Origin of the sequence: Citrobacter sp. wls716, from assembly GCF_005280975.1 — a bacterium.
Taxonomy (GTDB): Bacteria; Pseudomonadota; Gammaproteobacteria; order Enterobacterales; family Enterobacteriaceae; genus Citrobacter; species Citrobacter youngae.
Window position 1 is genome coordinate 89,273 of the sequence record NZ_SZWX01000057.1, and the last position, 16,955, is coordinate 106,227.

Annotated in this window: 17 protein-coding genes and 3 tRNA genes; 12 read left to right on the forward strand and 8 right to left on the reverse strand. The window is 53.7% G+C overall.

The annotated features are described in order from the left end of the window. Positions 1-2: 2 nt before the first annotated feature. The 4 genes from FDX24_RS22245 to rsmC form a co-directional block, all read right to left on the reverse strand. Positions 3-88, reverse strand: a tRNA-Leu gene (locus FDX24_RS22245). 32 nt (positions 89-120) lie between these two features. After that, positions 121-206, reverse strand: a tRNA-Leu gene (locus tag FDX24_RS22250). Positions 207-234: 28 nt separating this feature from the next. After that, positions 235-321, reverse strand: a tRNA-Leu gene (locus FDX24_RS22255). Between the two features lie 139 nt (positions 322-460). Continuing rightward, positions 461-1,492, reverse strand: coding sequence for a 16S rRNA (guanine(1207)-N(2))-methyltransferase RsmC (rsmC, locus tag FDX24_RS22260; protein WP_137364951.1), 1,032 nt, complete (start codon positions 1,490-1,492; stop codon positions 461-463). Positions 1,493-1,594: 102 nt separating this feature from the next. Between rsmC and FDX24_RS22265 the strand changes: the two genes are divergently transcribed. From FDX24_RS22265 to FDX24_RS22300, 8 genes are all read left to right on the forward strand, one after another. Then, a complete protein-coding gene (locus tag FDX24_RS22265; RefSeq protein WP_137364952.1) occupies positions 1,595-2,008 on the forward strand; it encodes a DNA polymerase III subunit psi in 414 nt (137 codons plus the stop codon). Next, entirely contained in the window at positions 1,977-2,423 is a 447-nt protein-coding gene (gene rimI / locus FDX24_RS22270; RefSeq protein WP_003829985.1) for a ribosomal protein S18-alanine N-acetyltransferase, read from the forward strand. The genes FDX24_RS22265 and rimI overlap by 32 nt, the downstream gene beginning before the upstream one ends. 14 nt (positions 2,424-2,437) lie before the next feature. Continuing rightward, positions 2,438-3,118 (forward strand): pyrimidine 5'-nucleotidase, encoded by a 681-nt coding sequence (gene yjjG, locus FDX24_RS22275; protein ID WP_137365011.1) that lies wholly within the window; start codon positions 2,438-2,440, stop codon positions 3,116-3,118. Between the two features lie 92 nt (positions 3,119-3,210). Further along, positions 3,211-4,800: a peptide chain release factor 3 gene (prfC, locus tag FDX24_RS22280; protein ID WP_115643925.1), complete on the forward strand. Its 1,590-nt coding sequence runs from the start codon at positions 3,211-3,213 to the stop codon at positions 4,798-4,800. A 308-nt stretch (positions 4,801-5,108) separates the two neighbouring features. After that, positions 5,109-5,726, forward strand: a complete 618-nt coding sequence (gene osmY, locus FDX24_RS22285; protein WP_061067191.1) for a molecular chaperone OsmY — start codon at positions 5,109-5,111, stop codon at positions 5,724-5,726. 128 nt (positions 5,727-5,854) lie between these two features. Next, a complete protein-coding gene (locus tag FDX24_RS22290) occupies positions 5,855-6,016 on the forward strand; it encodes a DUF1328 domain-containing protein (protein WP_003019081.1) in 162 nt (53 codons plus the stop codon). 130 nt (positions 6,017-6,146) lie between these two features. Continuing rightward, complete coding sequence (locus tag FDX24_RS22295; protein WP_137364953.1) at positions 6,147-7,220, forward strand: patatin family protein; 1,074 nt, start codon at positions 6,147-6,149, stop codon at positions 7,218-7,220. Next, complete coding sequence (locus FDX24_RS22300) at positions 7,217-7,993, forward strand: metal-dependent hydrolase (RefSeq protein ID WP_137364954.1); 777 nt, start codon at positions 7,217-7,219, stop codon at positions 7,991-7,993. Before FDX24_RS22295 ends, FDX24_RS22300 begins: the two co-directional genes overlap by 4 nt. Positions 7,994-8,030: 37 nt before the next feature. Here the strand turns inward: FDX24_RS22300 and FDX24_RS22305 are convergent, their stop codons facing one another. Both FDX24_RS22305 and FDX24_RS22310 read right to left on the reverse strand, forming a co-directional pair. Then, entirely contained in the window at positions 8,031-8,894 is an 864-nt protein-coding gene (locus tag FDX24_RS22305; RefSeq protein WP_048212772.1) for a YjjW family glycine radical enzyme activase, read from the reverse strand. Further along, on the reverse strand, positions 8,866-10,416 hold the full coding sequence (locus FDX24_RS22310; RefSeq protein ID WP_061067195.1) for a YjjI family glycine radical enzyme: 1,551 nt from the start codon (positions 10,414-10,416) through the stop codon (positions 8,866-8,868). The genes FDX24_RS22305 and FDX24_RS22310 overlap by 29 nt, the downstream gene beginning before the upstream one ends. A 261-nt stretch (positions 10,417-10,677) precedes the next feature. On the opposite strand from FDX24_RS22310, the gene deoC reads away from it, so the two are divergent. From deoC to deoD, 4 genes are all read left to right on the forward strand, one after another. Then, positions 10,678-11,457 carry a deoxyribose-phosphate aldolase gene (gene deoC / locus FDX24_RS22315; RefSeq protein ID WP_003019042.1) on the forward strand — a complete coding sequence of 260 codons (780 nt, stop codon included), beginning with the start codon at positions 10,678-10,680 and terminating at the stop codon, positions 11,455-11,457. A 180-nt stretch (positions 11,458-11,637) separates the two neighbouring features. Continuing rightward, complete coding sequence (gene deoA, locus FDX24_RS22320; RefSeq protein ID WP_043018339.1) at positions 11,638-12,960, forward strand: thymidine phosphorylase; 1,323 nt, start codon at positions 11,638-11,640, stop codon at positions 12,958-12,960. A gap of 51 nt (positions 12,961-13,011) precedes the next feature. Then, entirely contained in the window at positions 13,012-14,235 is a 1,224-nt protein-coding gene (deoB, locus tag FDX24_RS22325; RefSeq protein ID WP_003019037.1) for a phosphopentomutase, read from the forward strand. 203 nt (positions 14,236-14,438) lie between these two features. Then, positions 14,439-15,158 carry a purine-nucleoside phosphorylase gene (gene deoD / locus FDX24_RS22330; protein ID WP_000224864.1) on the forward strand — a complete coding sequence of 240 codons (720 nt, stop codon included), beginning with the start codon at positions 14,439-14,441 and terminating at the stop codon, positions 15,156-15,158. A gap of 95 nt (positions 15,159-15,253) precedes the next feature. On the opposite strand, the gene lplA is transcribed toward deoD, so the two are convergent. Then, a complete protein-coding gene (lplA, locus tag FDX24_RS22335) occupies positions 15,254-16,270 on the reverse strand; it encodes a lipoate--protein ligase LplA (RefSeq protein WP_048212769.1) in 1,017 nt (338 codons plus the stop codon). 21 nt (positions 16,271-16,291) lie between these two features. Further along, positions 16,292-16,933, reverse strand: coding sequence for a YtjB family periplasmic protein (locus FDX24_RS22340; protein ID WP_048212768.1), 642 nt, complete (start codon positions 16,931-16,933; stop codon positions 16,292-16,294). Positions 16,934-16,955 lie beyond the last annotated feature (22 nt).

Sequence of the window (16,955 nt, forward strand, 5' to 3'; positions counted from 1 at the left end):
ATTGGTGCGAGGGGGGGGACTCGAACCCCCACATCCTAAGGACACTAACACCTGAAGCTAGCGCGTCTACCAATTCCGCCACCTTCGCACAGTCATCTTATTTTTTTGATATCGCCTCGTTGGTGCGAGGGGGGGGACTCGAACCCCCACATCCTAAGGACACTAACACCTGAAGCTAGCGCGTCTACCAATTCCGCCACCTTCGCCCAGTGCGAGCAATATCAACGTGGATTATGGTGCGAGGGGGGGGACTTGAACCCCCACGTCCGAAAGGACACTAACACCTGAAGCTAGCGCGTCTACCAATTCCGCCACCTTCGCATACCATCGACACTCAAAAAGTATCGTTACCACGGAGGCGCATTCTAGTTGTTTTCAACTTTTCGTCAATAGTTAATTGTCCAGGCTGGGCCGATTGATGCAAAAACGGCCACGTGAATGGCCGTTCGCTGCGAGACAATTACGCTTTTTTCGCCTGGCGCGTCATGATGGTGCGATAGACCTTGAAGCGCCCGGTCTGCGCGATAACTTCGTGGAAGCCAAACACTTCATCCAGTACTTTCGGATAAGGCAGGAAGGCGTTTGCCACGATACGCAGTTCACCGCCGCTGTTCAGATGACGTACGGCGCCGCGAATCAGCGTTTGCGCGGCATCCAGGCTGGTCTGCATGCCGTCATGGAACGGCGGGTTGGAGATGATCATATCAAAGCGACCCGTCACGTCAGAAAAGACGTTACTGGCGATGACGTCACCTTCAATACCGTTGGCGGCAAGCGTTGCGCGGCTGGCTTCAACAGCGGCGGCGCTAACATCGCACAGGGTTAAGCGCACTTTTGGCGAGTGGCTGGCAAGCGCGACGGAGAGGATACCCGCGCCACAGCCGACATCCAGAACTTTGCCTTTGGTGTGCGGCGTCAGCGTGGAGAGCAGCAGTTGGCTGCCAACATCCAGGCCGTCACGGCTGAATACGCCCGGCAGCGTTTTGATGGTCAGATTGTCTGTCTGGTATTCGTCCCAGTATTTTTCAGCATCAAAGACCGGCTGCTTTTCCAGACGACCGTGGTACAGGCCACAGCGACGTGCGCTGTCGACTTTGTTCAACGGCGCGTATTCGGCCAGCATCTGCTCGGCGCTACGTACGCCGCTGCGGTTTTCGCCAACAACAAAAATATTGGTACCCACCGGCAACAGCGAAAGAAGGTTCATCAACTGGAACTGGGCTTCAGGTTTATTCTTCGGCCAGTAGTAGATCAGCGTATCGCTATCGCCGACGTCATCGGCTTGAGCGACGAGGCTGAAGCGGACGTTGTCGCCCATCTGGCGGTTAAGCACCTGCCAGTGGTGAAGCTGCTGAGTATGCGCACGGCTGGCGGCGCTTTCAAAATGGGCAGGCAGGTCATCCTGCAAATCACCGGCAAACAGAATACGGCTTTGTTCGAAATCATCACTGTGGCGCAGCAAGACTTCACTTGCCGGGGTAAAAGCAGACATGGAGTGCTCCTTAAATTGTACAGCGGGGGATTATAGTTGTTTGATGGCACGGATTCGACAAATTTGCTATATTTGCGCCCCTGATTACAGGAGCGTTTCGCTATGACATCCCGACGAGACTGGCAGTTACAGCAACTGGGCATTACGCAGTGGTCGTTGCGTCGTCCTGGCGCACTGCAGGGCGAAATCGCGATTTCCATTCCTGCGCATGTCCGTTTGGTGATGGTTGCGGAACAGTTACCCGCGCTAACCGAACCATTGATGAGCGATATTTTACGCTCATTAACCGTCAGCCCGGATCAGGTTTTACAACTGACGCCTGACCGTGTCGCCATGCTGCCGCAAGGTAGTCGCTGTAATAGCTGGCGGCTGGGAACCGAAGAGCCGCTGCTGCTGGAGGGCGCTCAGGTCGCGAGTCCTGCGTTTAATGAATTACGGGAAAACCCCGCGGCCCGCGCCGCGTTATGGCAACAAATCTGCGCATATGAACACGATTTCTTCCCTCGAACCGACTGATTTACCCGCAGCATTTCAGATTGAAAAACGCGCCCACGCTTTTCCCTGGAGTGAAAAAACATTTGCCAGCAACCAGGGCGATCGTTACCTCAATTTTCAGTTGAGGGTTGATGACGTGATGGCGGCCTTTGCGATTACGCAGGTCGTGCTGGATGAAGCTACGCTGTTCAATATTGCCGTCGACCCTGACTTTCAGCGCCGTGGGCTGGGGCGTGAGCTGCTGGAGCATCTGATCGATGAGCTGGAAAAGCGTGGCATTTTGACGCTGTGGCTTGAAGTGCGCGCCTCAAACGCCGCCGCTATCGCGCTGTACGAAAGCTTAGGCTTTAACGAGGCGACGATCCGTCGCAATTACTATCCAACGGCCGATGGTCACGAAGACGCCATCATCATGGCGTTGCCAATCAGCATGTAAGACAAGGTGTAATGATGAAGAAGTGGGACTGGATTTTCTTTGATGCCGACGAAACGCTGTTTACATTTGACTCGTTTACCGGCTTACAGCGGATGTTTCTCGACTATAGCATTACCTTTACCGCTGAAGATTTTCAGGACTACCAGGCCGTGAATAAACCGCTGTGGGTGGATTATCAAAACGGTGCGATTACCTCATTACAGCTGCAGCATGCCCGTTTCCAGAGCTGGGCCGAACGCCTGAAGGTTGAACCGGGCCAGCTTAATGATGCATTCATCAATGCGATGGCGGAGATCTGCTCGCCGTTGCCGGGGGCGGTTTCTCTGCTCAATGCGATTCGTGATAAAGCGAAAATCGGCATCATTACCAACGGCTTCACGGCGTTACAGCAAGTCCGCCTTGAACGGACGGGGCTACGCGACTATTTCGACCTGTTGGTGATTTCTGAACAGGTTGGGGTGGCAAAACCCGATCCCCGTATTTTTGACCATGCGCTGGAGCAGGCGGGCAATCCTGACCGTTCTCGCGTGCTAATGGTGGGTGACACCGCAGAGTCCGATATTCTTGGCGGCATTAACGCCGGGCTATCCACCTGCTGGCTAAATACGCACAACCGCGAGCAGCCTGCGGGCATTCAGCCGACCTGGACCGTAGCGTCATTAAGCGAACTGGAGCAGCTCCTGTGTAAACACTGATTGCCTCCCCCCCGTTGATGGGTAAAATAGCCGCAATTTTTCGTATTCAACTTGCCCGGCCCGTTGCCGTGCTTACCTAAGAAGATTTGACTATGACGTTGTCTCCTTATTTGCAAGAGGTGGCCAAACGCCGCACTTTTGCCATTATTTCTCACCCGGATGCCGGTAAAACGACAATTACTGAAAAGGTACTGTTATTCGGACAGGCCATTCAGACCGCCGGTACGGTAAAGGGCCGTGGCTCCAGCCAGCATGCAAAATCTGACTGGATGGAAATGGAAAAGCAACGTGGTATCTCCATTACCACCTCTGTGATGCAGTTTCCGTATCATGACTGCCTGGTGAACCTGCTGGACACCCCAGGGCACGAAGACTTCTCCGAAGATACCTACCGTACTCTGACGGCGGTGGACTGCTGCCTGATGGTTATCGATGCTGCGAAAGGTGTTGAAGATCGTACCCGTAAGCTGATGGAAGTTACCCGTCTGCGCGATACGCCGATCCTGACCTTTATGAACAAACTCGACCGTGACATCCGCGATCCGATGGAGCTGCTGGATGAAGTTGAGAACGAACTGAAAATCGGTTGTGCGCCGATCACCTGGCCGATTGGCTGCGGGAAGTTGTTCAAGGGCGTCTATCACCTTTATAAAGATGAAACGTATCTGTACCAGACCGGTAAAGGCCATACGATTCAGGAAGTGCGTGTTGTTAAAGGTCTCAACAACCCGGAACTTGATGCTGCCGTGGGTGAAGACCTGGCGCAGCAGCTGCGCGACGAGCTGGAGCTGGTGCAGGGCGCGTCCAACGAGTTCGACCATGAGTTGTTCCTTGCGGGCGAAATCACCCCGGTCTTCTTCGGTACCGCGTTGGGTAACTTCGGCGTTGACCATATGCTGGACGGCTTAGTGGAGTGGGCGCCTGCGCCGATGCCGCGTAAAACCGATACCCGCGTTGTGGAAGCCTCTGAAGAGAAGTTCACCGGATTCGTGTTTAAAATTCAGGCCAACATGGACCCGAAACACCGCGACCGTGTCGCTTTCATGCGTGTGGTTTCCGGCAAGTACGAGAAAGGCATGAAAATGCGCCAGGTGCGCATTGGTAAAGACGTGGTGATCTCCGATGCGCTGACCTTTATGGCCGGTGACCGTTCTCATGTGGAAGAAGCGTATCCGGGCGATATTCTTGGTCTGCATAACCACGGCACTATCCAGATCGGCGATACCTTTACCCAGGGCGAAATGATGAAGTTCACCGGTATTCCGAACTTCGCGCCGGAGCTGTTCCGTCGTATTCGCCTGAAGGATCCATTGAAGCAGAAGCAGCTACTGAAAGGGCTGGTTCAACTGTCAGAAGAGGGTGCAGTGCAGGTCTTCCGTCCGATCGCCAACAACGATCTGATTGTCGGCGCGGTGGGTGTGCTGCAGTTTGACGTGGTGGTTTCACGTCTGAAGAGCGAGTACAACGTTGAAGCCATTTATGAATCCGTCAACGTGGCGACTGCGCGCTGGGTAGAGTGTTCTGACGTGAAAAAATTCGAAGAATTTAAGCGTAAAAACGAAGTTCAGCTGGCGCTGGATGGCGGTGATAACCTCACCTATATCGCGCCAACCATGGTTAACCTGAATCTCACCCAGGAACGTTACCCGGACGTTCAGTTCCGTAAAACACGCGAACACTAATCGACCTTCCAGGGCACGGTATCCGCCGTGCCCTGCAACTTTCCCTGTCTTTTAAATCCCTTGCGGAATGTTCTTAAAACCTCGCGTTTTTCTTTTGTCTGCCTGTTTCTTAGCCAGTTTGGGCTGCGATCACGAAATCCTGAACTATATTTAACAATGTGGTGACATAAATATCGGCGTTAAATGCTTTTTAGGCTGCCTGTTGCAGCTTCTATTGCTGATATTTATTCCACTTACAAAATTAGTTGCTGGTTCAGGCCGTATAACGGCAGAGCCTGGCTTTTAGCAAAACATACAGGAATACATCGATGACAATGACAGGACTTAAGATTTCTAAAACGCTGCTGGCCGTGATGCTGACTTCCGCTGTGGCAACGGGTTCTGCTTATGCAGAAAACGCCACAATGGATAAAGCGCAATCCGGGCTCGAAAGTGCGGGGCAGAAAGTCGATAGCTCTATGAACAAAGTCGGTAATTTCATGGATGACAGCACCCTCACCGCCAAAGTAAAAGCCGCGCTGGTGGACCACGATAGCATTAAGAGCACCGATATTTCCGTCAAGACCGATCAGAAAGTAGTAACGCTAAGCGGCTTTGTTGAAAGCCAGGCGCAGGCCGAAGAGGCCGTTAAAGTCGCGAAAGGCGTTGAGGGCGTGACCTCCGTTAGCGACAAACTGCACGTGCGTGACAGCAAAAACACCTCCGTAAAAGGCTATGCCGGCGATACGGCCATCACCAGCGAAGTAAAAGCCAAGCTGCTGGCCGATGATATTGTCCCATCCCGCAAAGTGAAAGTTGAAACCACCGATGGTGTGGTACAGCTTTCAGGAACTGTCGATTCACAGGCGCAAAGCGATCGCGCTGAGAGCATCGCCAAAGCGATTGATGGCGTGAAAAGCGTCAAAAACGACCTCAAAACTCAGTAATTAGACTTAATTCGCCCTCCTGACGTTTGTCGGGAGGCGTATTGTGCACCACACTAAAAATATCGCCGATGAGCTGCCTGAGCGCTCATATCAAGCGGTCGACATTAACTATGGTAAAGGAGAAGCATATGTTTCGATGGGGCATCATATTTCTGGTTATCGCGTTAATTGCCGCCGCTCTGGGATTTGGTGGACTGGCGGGTACTGCAGCAGGTGCTGCAAAAATTGTTTTTGTGGTGGGGATCATCCTGTTTCTGGTCAGCTTGTTTACCGGGCGTAAACGACCCTAGCATGCAACTGCAAAGAAAACCGTAAAGATAACTTGCTACTAAGCCAGTCCATTGGACTGGCTTTTACGGTTTTAGCGCCAGGCAATTTGCGTTACCTTGTTGCTCTATTACAAAAAACAGGAAGGCAGAGGTGGGGCAGAGAATACCCGTTACGCTCGGTAATATAGCGCCGTTATCGTTACGTCCATTTCAACCAGGCAGCATGGCGCTGGTGTGCGAAGGTGGAGGGCAACGGGGGATCTTTACTGCCGGCGTACTGGATGAGTTCATGCGCGCCCAGTTCAATCCTTTTGATCTCTTCTACGGGACATCTGCTGGCGCGCAAAATCTGTCGGCCTATCTCTGTAACCAGCCCGGTTACGGGCGCAAAGTCATTATGCGTTACACTACCCGACGTGAGTTTTTTGACCCGGTGCGCTTTGTGCGCGGGGGAAACTTAATCGACCTCGACTGGCTGGTGGATTCGACCTCGTCCCAAATGCCGCTGGCAATGGATAACGCCGAGCGCCTGTTTGAGGCAGGTAAAGCGTTTTATATGTGCGCCTGCCGGGGAGATGACTACACACCGGGCTATTTTTCGCCGAACCGGCAAAACTGGCTCGATCTTATTCGTGCCTCCAGCGCGATTCCCGGGTTCTACCGCACTGGGGTTGTGTTGGACGGCGTGAATTACCTGGATGGGGGCGTCAGCGACGCTATTCCCGTGCAGGAAGCGGCGAAGCAGGGGGCGAAAACGCTGGTGGTTATCCGCACGGTGCCTTCGCAAATGTACTACACCCCACAATGGTTCAAACGTATGGAACGCTGGCTGGGCGAAAGCAGCCTGCAACCACTGTTGAATCTGGTGCAGCACCATGAAGCCACCTATCGCGCGATTCAGAGCTTTATTGAGAAACCGCCGGGCAAGCTGCGTATCTTTGAGATCTACCCACCAAAGCCACTCCATAGTATGGCACTGGGGAGCCGTATTCCGGCATTGCGTGAAGACTACAAAACCGGACGCCTGTGCGGGCGCTATTTTTTGGCAACGATTGGTAAACTGCTGGCGAAAAACGCGCCGCTGCCTCGTCAGACGCCGAAGATTGTGGTGCCGGGACCGGTGGTGGTTCCACCTGCACCCGTTGCCAACGATGCCCATGCGTCCGTTGCGAGCAGCGCGCCCCAGGCTAACGACACCACGTTTGATAATGAGGATTTGGCGTGAGTTTTCGCTTTATCGATACGCATTGTCACTTTGATTTCCCTCCGTTTACTGGCGACGAATCCGCCAGCCTGCAGCGCGCCTGTGAAGCCGGTGTGGGCAGTATTATCGTCCCGGCTACCGAGGCGGCGAATTTTTCCCGCGTACTGGCGTTAGCGGAAAATTATCCTCCATTATTTGCCGCGCTTGGTCTACATCCCATTGTTATTGAACAACATAGTGATGACTGCCTGGACCAGTTGCAACAGGTGCTGGATAAGCGCCCACAAAAGCTGGTGGCGGTAGGTGAGATTGGATTGGATCTGTATCGCGACGATCCGCAATTCGACAAGCAAGAGCGGGTGCTGGAAGCGCAACTTAAGCTGGCGAAGCGGTACGAACTGCCGGTGATCCTGCATTCGCGACGCACGCATGACAAGCTGGCGATGCACCTGAAACGCCATGCTTTGCCGCGAACCGGCGTGGTGCATGGATTTTCCGGGAGTTTTCAGCAGGCTGAACGCTTTGTGCAACTGGGCTACAAAATTGGCGTGGGCGGCACCATTACTTATCCACGCGCCAGCAAAACCCGCGAGGTAATGGCGCGATTGCCGCTGGAGTCACTGCTGCTGGAAACCGATGCGCCGGATATGCCGCTCAACGGATTTCAGGGCCAGCCCAACCGCCCGGAGCAGGTAGTCAGAGTGTTTGACGTCTTATGCGAGCTGCGCCCGGAACCTGCGGACGTGATTGCTGACGCGCTGTATCGGAATACGACGGCGTTGTTTGATTTTTGATTTCCGGATGCGGCGCTTTCGCATCTCATCCGGCATTTCACAGATACAAAGCCGGGAAGATCAAATTATCCACCCCGCGCTCGCGCAATCTTTGCGCCAGGTGCTCCACATCCTCCGGCGTGGCGCTCGGCCAGTCTTTTGCTTCGCCGTATACCCCGTGCGCATGAAAGGCATTCAGCCGCACCGGTACATCACCTGAACGCTTGATAAACGCCGCCAGCGCATCGATATGCTGGAGATAATCCACCTGACCAGGGATAATCAGCAGGCGCAGTTCCGCAAGTTTCCCTTGCCCGGACAGAAAGGTAATACTTTGTTTAATCAGCGTGTTATCGCGCCCTGTCAACTGACGATGACATGCGCTATCCCAGGCTTTTAAATCCAGCATTACGCCGTCGCACACCGGCAACAGCTTTTGCCAGCCGGTTTCGCTCAGCATGCCGTTGCTGTCTACCATACAGGTCAGGTGTTGCAACTGCGGATCGGTTTTGATCGCGCTAAACAGCGCCACAATAAACGGTAGCTGGGTCGTTGCTTCGCCGCCGCTGACCGTCATTCCTTCAATAAACGGCGAGGCTTTGCGAACATGCTGCAGTACCTCATCAATGCTCATGGTCTGCGCCATCGGCGTAGCCTGCTGGGGGCACATGTGCAGGCAGGTGTCGCATTGCTGGCAAATATCAGATTGCCACCATACTTTTCCCGCGCTCAGACTTAACGCTTCATGTGGGCAATGCAGTACACACTCCCCGCAGTCATTGCAGCGTCCCATCGTCCACGGGTTGTGGCAATTCTTACAGCGCAAATTGCATCCCTGCAGGAACAGGGCCAGGCGACTCCCCGGCCCGTCGACGCAGGAGAAGGGAATCAGCTTACTTACCGAAGCGCATCTGCTGTTCATGGCTAATCACGCGAGGTTGTCGTTCCAGAATGCGCGTATTACGCGCGGCTTCTTCGCCAAGCCAGGTGGTGTTGGTGCGAGAACCTGCGGCACGATATTTTTCCAGATCCGACAGGCGCACCATATAACCGGTGACGCGGACCAGATCGTTACCGCTAACGTTAGCGGTAAATTCACGCATCCCGGCTTTAAATGCGCCGAGGCACAATTGCACCAGCGCCTGAGGATTACGCTTGATGGTTTCATCCAGCGTGAGAATGTCGCTGATACCGGCGTGATAATACGCGTGATGCGGCGCAACGGTTTGCAGATGGGTGATCGGGTCCGGTTCATCACCGTAGGGCAGGCGAGCGCCCGGCGTGGTGCCGATGTCAGAACTGATCCCCGACTGTGCATGCAGCATCGCGCGCTGATTCCAGCCGTATTTCACCGGTGTGCTTTCTACAAATTCCGCCAGTTGGGCGCTAATACGGTAGCCTAGCTGATTGGCAAACGCATCTTTCCCGTAACGCGCGCATTGCCCTGCTTTTTCACACAGCAGATTTACCGCCTCCGCCAGACCATACATCCCGAACATAGGCACAAAACGCTTGGGATCAATCAACCCTTCCTGCACCAGGAAGCTATTCTCAAAGAAATGTGATTTTTCATAGAGGAATTCACATCGTGAATCAATGATAGCGATTTGCTGCTGGCAGTAGTGCGGTAGGGTGCGCGTAAAGAAGTCATCGACAGAGGTGCTGCGCTCTGCGATGGCTTTCAGATTGAGCCTGACCAGCGTACTTCCGCCGCCAGCCATTGGCAGTGAGTTGTAACAACTGACGACGCCGTAGTGGCCTTTTGTGAAAATTTTATCATTTTCAGGGCCGTTAGAAATGTGCGGTTTACTGCATTCGCAAATATTTTTCGCCACGTTGAGCAGCAGATCGTCAGGGGTAATTTGCGGATCATAAATAAAGGTAAGATTAGGTGAAACCTGCTTTAACTCTGCATCTGCGCGTAAAATTGCGCGTGTAATCGGCGTGTCGGCCGGGCCAATGTTGGCATGCATAAAGGCATCTGGCAGGGTACGGTCGAGATAACGCCAGAAACGTTTTATTCGAATATCGATCTCATCTTGTGTTAGAATTCTAACATACGGTTGCAACAGGGCATCGAGTTGACCGAGATAGACCGGCATCGACGTCACTGACGGAACGTGATGGTAAAGAATAGTGAGTAAGGATAATGCGTCATCGAGATCCTTTGCCCCCTCCAGCTCCAGCCATGATGAGCCGTTGGCCAGAAAACGCGCGTAGTCGGGTAAAACATAACGCGGTTTGAACGGAGCATGGCCTTCGTACATGTCGCAGATCACCCCGTCATCCAGTGCCTGGCGTGCCTCAGCAGGCAGTTGCGGGTAGGGCAGCGCGTTTTCAGCCTCCAGCGCCAGAAAGTGGCGTTTCTGCTCAGGGCTGAGCACCGGACTGGTCACGATTTGTTGGCAACGCTGTTGCAGCGCGAGTTCGCTTGACGTGGGCATCGTTGATTCCTTTTTATCCCGAAGGTGTAACGCCATTGTAGAAAGCAACGCCGCCACAACCTTTGATCCGGATGCGCCTGATGCCACCGCATCCCTTTAGAAAAGGTAATTTATTTGAAGTAGATCTCATTAGAGTAATGCAAATCTGTATGTGGTTTTCATTAACTGTGATGTATATCGAAGTGTAATAGCGAGCGGATGTTAGAATACTAACAAACTCGCAAGGTGAAATTTTATACGGCGACGCCGTTGGAGAATGTTATGACCGATTTAACAGCAAGCAGCCTGCGTGCACTGAAACTGATGGACCTGACCACTCTGAATGACGACGACACCAATGAAAAAGTGATCGCGCTGTGTCATCAGGCGAAGACCCCGGTTGGCAACACTGCCGCAATCTGCATTTATCCGCGTTTCATCCCTATTGCGCGTAAGACTCTGAAAGAGCAGGGTACGCCGGACATCCGCATTGCAACCGTCACCAACTTCCCGCACGGCAACGACGACATCGAGATTGCGTTGGCGGAAACTCGCGCGGCGATCGCCTACGGTGCCGATGAAGTTGACGTGGTGTTCCCGTACCGTGCGCTGATCGCCGGTAACGAGCAGATTGGTTTTGATCTGGTTAAAGCTTGCAAAGACGCGTGTGCGGCGGCAAACGTTCTGCTGAAAGTGATCATCGAAACCGGTGAGCTGAAAGAAGAAGCACTGATTCGCAAAGCATCTGAAATCTCCATCAAAGCCGGTGCTGATTTCATCAAAACGTCTACCGGTAAAGTGCCGGTCAATGCGACGCCGGAAAGCGCACGCATCATGATGGAAGTGATCCGCGACATGGGTGTTTCTAAAACTGTAGGTTTCAAACCGGCTGGCGGCGTGCGTACTGCAGAAGATGCACAGCAGTTCCTGGCGATTGCCGATGAACTGTTTGGCGCTGACTGGGCTGATTCCCGTCACTATCGTTTTGGCGCGTCCAGCCTGCTGGCTAGCTTGCTGAAAGCGCTGGGTCACGGCGACGGTAAGAGCGCAAGCAGCTACTAATTACTCGTCATACTTCAAACCGCAGGTGCGTTAGCTGCACTCTCTCACCCCAGTCACTTACTCTAGTAAGCTCCTGGGGATGAGTTCCCTTGCCGCCTTCCTGCGACTTGAATTATTTAGAGTAATCATCCATTGCAGTGGGTTTTCCGCCGCATTTAACCTGATTAATCGGGGGTTACCGTGTTTCTCGCACAAGAAATTATTCGTAAAAAACGTGATGGTCATGCGCTGAGCGATGAAGAAATTCGTTTCTTTATCAATGGCATTCGCGACAATACCATCTCTGAAGGGCAAATCGCCGCCCTGGCGATGACCATTTTTTTCCACGATATGACAATGCCTGAGCGTGTTTCGCTGACCATGGCAATGCGTGATTCAGGAACTGTGCTGGACTGGAAAAGCCTGCAGTTGAACGGCCCGATTGTGGATAAACACTCTACCGGCGGCGTAGGTGACGTAACGTCACTGATGTTAGGCCCGATGGTTGCTGCGTGCGGCGGCTATATTCCGATGATCTCCGGGCGTGGCCTGGGGCATACCGGCGGTACGCTCGATAAACTGGAAGCTATTCCAGGATTTGACATCTTCCCGGACGACGCCCGTTTCCGTGAAATTATTAAAGACGTGGGTGTGGCGATTATTGGGCAAACCAGCTCGCTCGCACCGGCGGATAAACGTTTTTATGCCACCCGCGATATTACCGCGACGGTGGATTCCATCCCGCTGATTACCGGTTCCATTCTGGCGAAAAAACTGGCGGAAGGGCTGGATGCGTTGGTGATGGATGTGAAAGTGGGCAGCGGTGCCTTTATGCCGACCTACGAGCTCTCTGAAGCCCTTGCTGAAGCGATTGTCGGCGTGGCAAACGGTGCGGGTGTACGTACCACCGCGCTGTTAACTGATATGAACCAGGTGTTGGCCTCCAGCGCAGGTAACGCGGTAGAAGTTCGCGAGGCTGTGCAGTTCCTGACCGGTGAATACCGCAATCCACGTCTGTTAGACGTTACCATGGCGCTGTGCGTGGAAATGCTGATCTCCGGCAAGCTGGCGAAAGATGACGCCGAAGCCCGTGCGAAATTGCAGGCGGTGCTGGATAACGGTAAAGCGGCAGAGATTTTTGGTCGCATGGTGGCGGCGCAAAAAGGCCCGACCGATTTCGTCGAAAATTATGCGAAGTACCTGCCGACGGCAATGCTCAGCAAAGCGGTATATGCTGATACCGAAGGCTTTGTCAGCGCGATGGATACCCGTGCGCTGGGGATGGCGGTCGTTTCCATGGGCGGCGGTCGTCGTCAGGCCTCGGACACCATTGATTACAGCGTTGGCTTTAGCGACATGGCGCGTCTGGGCGACAGCGTAGACGGACAGCGTCCGCTGGCGGTGATCCACGCCAAAGACGAGGCCAGCTGGCAGGAAGCGGCGAAAGCGGTCAAAGCGGCAATTAGCCTTGACGATAAAGCGCCAGAAATTACACCGACAGTCTATCGTCGTATAACCGAATAACTGTATACTGATCTGATCGCTTTTTTGCGGCGCAGATGTATGGAGAACAAGATGAAACGTGCATTTATTATGGTGCTGGACTCCTTTGGTATTGGTGCGACTGAAGATGCGGATCGCTTTGGCGACGTAGGCTCAGACACTATGGGACACATTGCAGAAGCCTGTGCGAAAGGTGAAGCTGACAATGGTCGCAAAGGCCCACTGAATCTGCCTAACCTGACCCGTCTGGGCCTGGTGAAAGCTCACGAAGGTTCTACTGGTAAAATTGCTGCCGGCATGGACGGTAATGCGGAAGTGATTGGTGCCTACGCCTGGGCGCATGAACTCTCTTCCGGGAAAGACACACCGTCTGGCCACTGGGAAATCGCCGGTGTACCGGTTCTGTTTGACTGGGGTTACTTCTCCGATCATGAAAACAGCTTCCCGCAGGAACTGCTGGATAAACTGGTAAAACGTGCCAACCTGCCGGGCTACCTCGGTAACTGCCACTCTTCCGGTACCGTGATTCTGGATCAGTTGGGTGAAGAGCATATGAAAACCGGCAAGCCGATTTTCTATACCTCCGCTGACTCCGTGTTCCAGATTGCCTGTCACGAAGAGACTTTTGGCCTGGATAAACTCTACGAACTGTGCGAAATCGCTCGTGAGGAACTGACCGAAGGTGGTTACAACATCGGTCGTGTTATCGCGCGTCCGTTTATCGGTGATAAAGCCGGTAACTTCCAGCGTACCGGTAACCGTCACGATCTGGCCGTTGAGCCGCCAGCACCGACCGTGCTGCAGAAACTGGTCGACGAGAAAGACGGCCACGTGGTTTCCGTGGGTAAAATCGCGGATATCTATGCGAACTGCGGCATCACCAAAAAAGTGAAAGCCACCGGTCTGGACGCGCTGTTTGACGCCACCATCAAAGAGATGAAAGAAGCCGGTGATAAGACCATCGTCTTCACCAACTTCGTTGATTTCGACTCTTCCTGGGGACATCGTCGCGATATCGCCGGTTATGCCGCAGGTCTGGAACTGTTCGACCGCCGTCTGCCTGAGCTGATGGAGCTGGTGGGGGAAGATGACATTCTGATCCTGACCGCTGACCACGGCTGCGACCCGAGCTGGACCGGGACTGACCACACCCGTGAACACATTCCGGTACTGGTTTACGGCCCGAAAGTGAAACCAGGTTCTTTAGGTCACCGTGAAACCTTCGCGGATATCGGCCAGACGCTGGCGAGCTACTTTGGTACGTCGCCGATGGACTACGGTAAAAACATGCTGTAATACCCGTTGTCTTTCGCGCTGTAGATGCGTTGACTTCATTCGCTCACCCCGGTCACATAGTTAATCTATGCTCCCGGGGATTCACGAATTCGTCGCCTTCCTACAACGCGAAATCCTTAGGGTATTTCACTGTTTTGCATACGTTTTGTAGGCCTGATAGGCGTAGCCGCCATCAGGCAATAACAACGAAATAAGGATAAAAAATGGCAACTCCACATATTAATGCAGAAATGGGTGATTTCGCTGACGTCGTATTGATGCCGGGCGACCCGCTGCGTGCGAAACATATTGCTGAAACTTTCCTCGAAGATGTTCGCGAAGTGAACAACGTTCGCGGTATGTTAGGTTTCACCGGTACCTACAAAGGCCGTAAGATCTCCGTTATGGGCCACGGTATGGGTATCCCGTCCTGCTCCATCTATACCAAAGAGCTGATCACCGATTTCGGCGTGAAGAAAATCATTCGCGTAGGCTCCTGCGGCGCTGTGCGTATGGACGTTAAACTGCGTGACGTGGTTATCGGTATGGGTGCTTGCACCGACTCCAAAGTTAACCGTATCCGTTTTAAAGATCATGACTTTGCAGCTATTGCTGACTTCGACATGGTGCGTAACGCCGTTGATGCAGCAAAAGCGCTGGGCGTAGACGCGCGCGTGGGTAACCTGTTCTCCGCTGATCTGTTCTACTCTCCGGACGGCGAAATGTTCGACGTGATGGAAAAATACGGCGTGCTGGGCGTGGAAATGGAAGCAGCGGGCATCTACGGCGTTGCGGCTGAATTTGGTGCGAAAGCGCTGACCATCTGCACTGTATCCGACCATATCCGTACTCACGAGCAGACCACTGCCGCTGAACGTCAGACGACCTTCAACGACATGATCAAAATTGCACTGGAATCCGTTCTGCTGGGCGATAAAGAGTAAGTTGTTTGTGCCCGGTGGCGCGATGCTTACCGGGCCTACAGCAGTATGTAGGCCGGATAAGGCGCAGCCGCCATCCGGCAATTTCAGGCCAGTGCTTAACGCACCGCTCCGGCAATCCATGCCGACAGCTCGCGTAACTCTTTTTCTTGCTCCGGGAAATCAACCAGAAGCGCCTCGCACTCTTGTTGCAGCATATCCGCACGATACAAGCATCCTTGCAGACGACCCGCCAGCGCTTCCAGCGGCGCGGGATTGAGGCTATCGGTGTAGACCTGGGTGCGGGTAATCACGCCTTTTTCAACGTCGAAATGCAGCTCAACGCCGCCCCAGGTGAAACGCTCATCCAACAGGTGCGAGAAGGCCGGCGCCTGACCAAAGTTCCACTCCCAACTGCTCTGGCGGGCAAAGGTTTCGGCAAAGTTCGGCAGATCCGGCGCTTTGTCCGGGGAGATTACCTCGGCTTCTACGCGTTCGCCGTAGTGGGCGAAAAAGGCTTCCGTGATGGCCTGACAGACCTGTTGATGAGTGATGCCCGGTAACAGCTCGGTCAAATTCGCCACGCGCGAGCGAACCGAAGTGATGCCTTTAGCGGCAAGTTTCTTTTTATCGGGATTGAGATAGTTTGCCAGGCGGCTGAGATCGGCATTCAACAGCAGCGTGCCGTGGTGGAATCCGCGGTCTTTCGTTTCACGATAAGCAGAACCAGAGACTTTACGATCGCCATCCGGCGTTTTCACCACCAGATCGTTACGCCCGGAGGCATCAGCTTCTACGCCCAGCGTATTCAGCGCATTGAGGACTATTGCCGTGGAGATGGTTTTGTCGTATTCCGGTTTACCGGCCATAAAGGTAAAGCAGGTATTACCTAAGTCATGGAACACCGCGCCGCCGCCGCTGCTGCGACGGGCGAGCCGCACGTTGTCTTCCTCCATCCGGCGGGTATTACACTCTTTCCACGGGTTTTGCGCCCGGCCAATCACCACCGTATCGGCGTTACGCCACAAGAACAGGACGCGCTGCGTGGCGGGCATCTGGCGAAAAATGCACTCTTCAACCGCCAGGTTAAACCACGGATCGTAAGAGTCTGAGATAAGCAGGCGTAGTGTGGTCATGGTCGATTTCCTTTCTTTGAATTACTCTTTTTTCTCGTTGTCTTCTTCCTGCACCGGTTTGTTGGCGGTCAGCAGGAAAGGGGATTGCTGCCAGCGGGTACGCTTGCCTTGCAATAATGTACGTGTGAGGACTACACCAATAGCCAGTGACAGAAGCAGCATCAGGCGTAAGATGTTGGTGGTGTTGTCTACCTGCTTCGCTTCGGTGGCAAGCGTGTGGGTGTCGAGTGTCAGGCGCAGATAACCCAGCGGGCCGTTTCTCCCCTGAATGGGCTCAACGATTTGCTGATTAAAATAGCCCCCGGCTTTTTTGCCATCGAGCGCCAGCCGGTCACGGACATCGACACTCTCACCAGTGCGGGTAATCAGATCGCCCTGTTCATCGTACACGCCCGCATCCAGAATACGGCTACTTTCCGTTAACTGCGTGAGTACGGCTTTGATGCGCTTTTCATCCGGTGTTTCGGTGCGCATCAGCGGCGCGATGTTTAAGGTGACCTGGCGGGCCAGTGTACGCGCCAGTTCTTCCAACTGCGGATTACGTTGCTGCTGGTGGCTTTGACTAAACCAGGATGCACCCTGCATCAGGGCGACAAGCAACGCGAGACAGAACAATACAATCACTGCACGATGAAGTCGGAATTTCAGTTTTGCGCGAGCCATATTCCACCTGCTGAAAATTTGA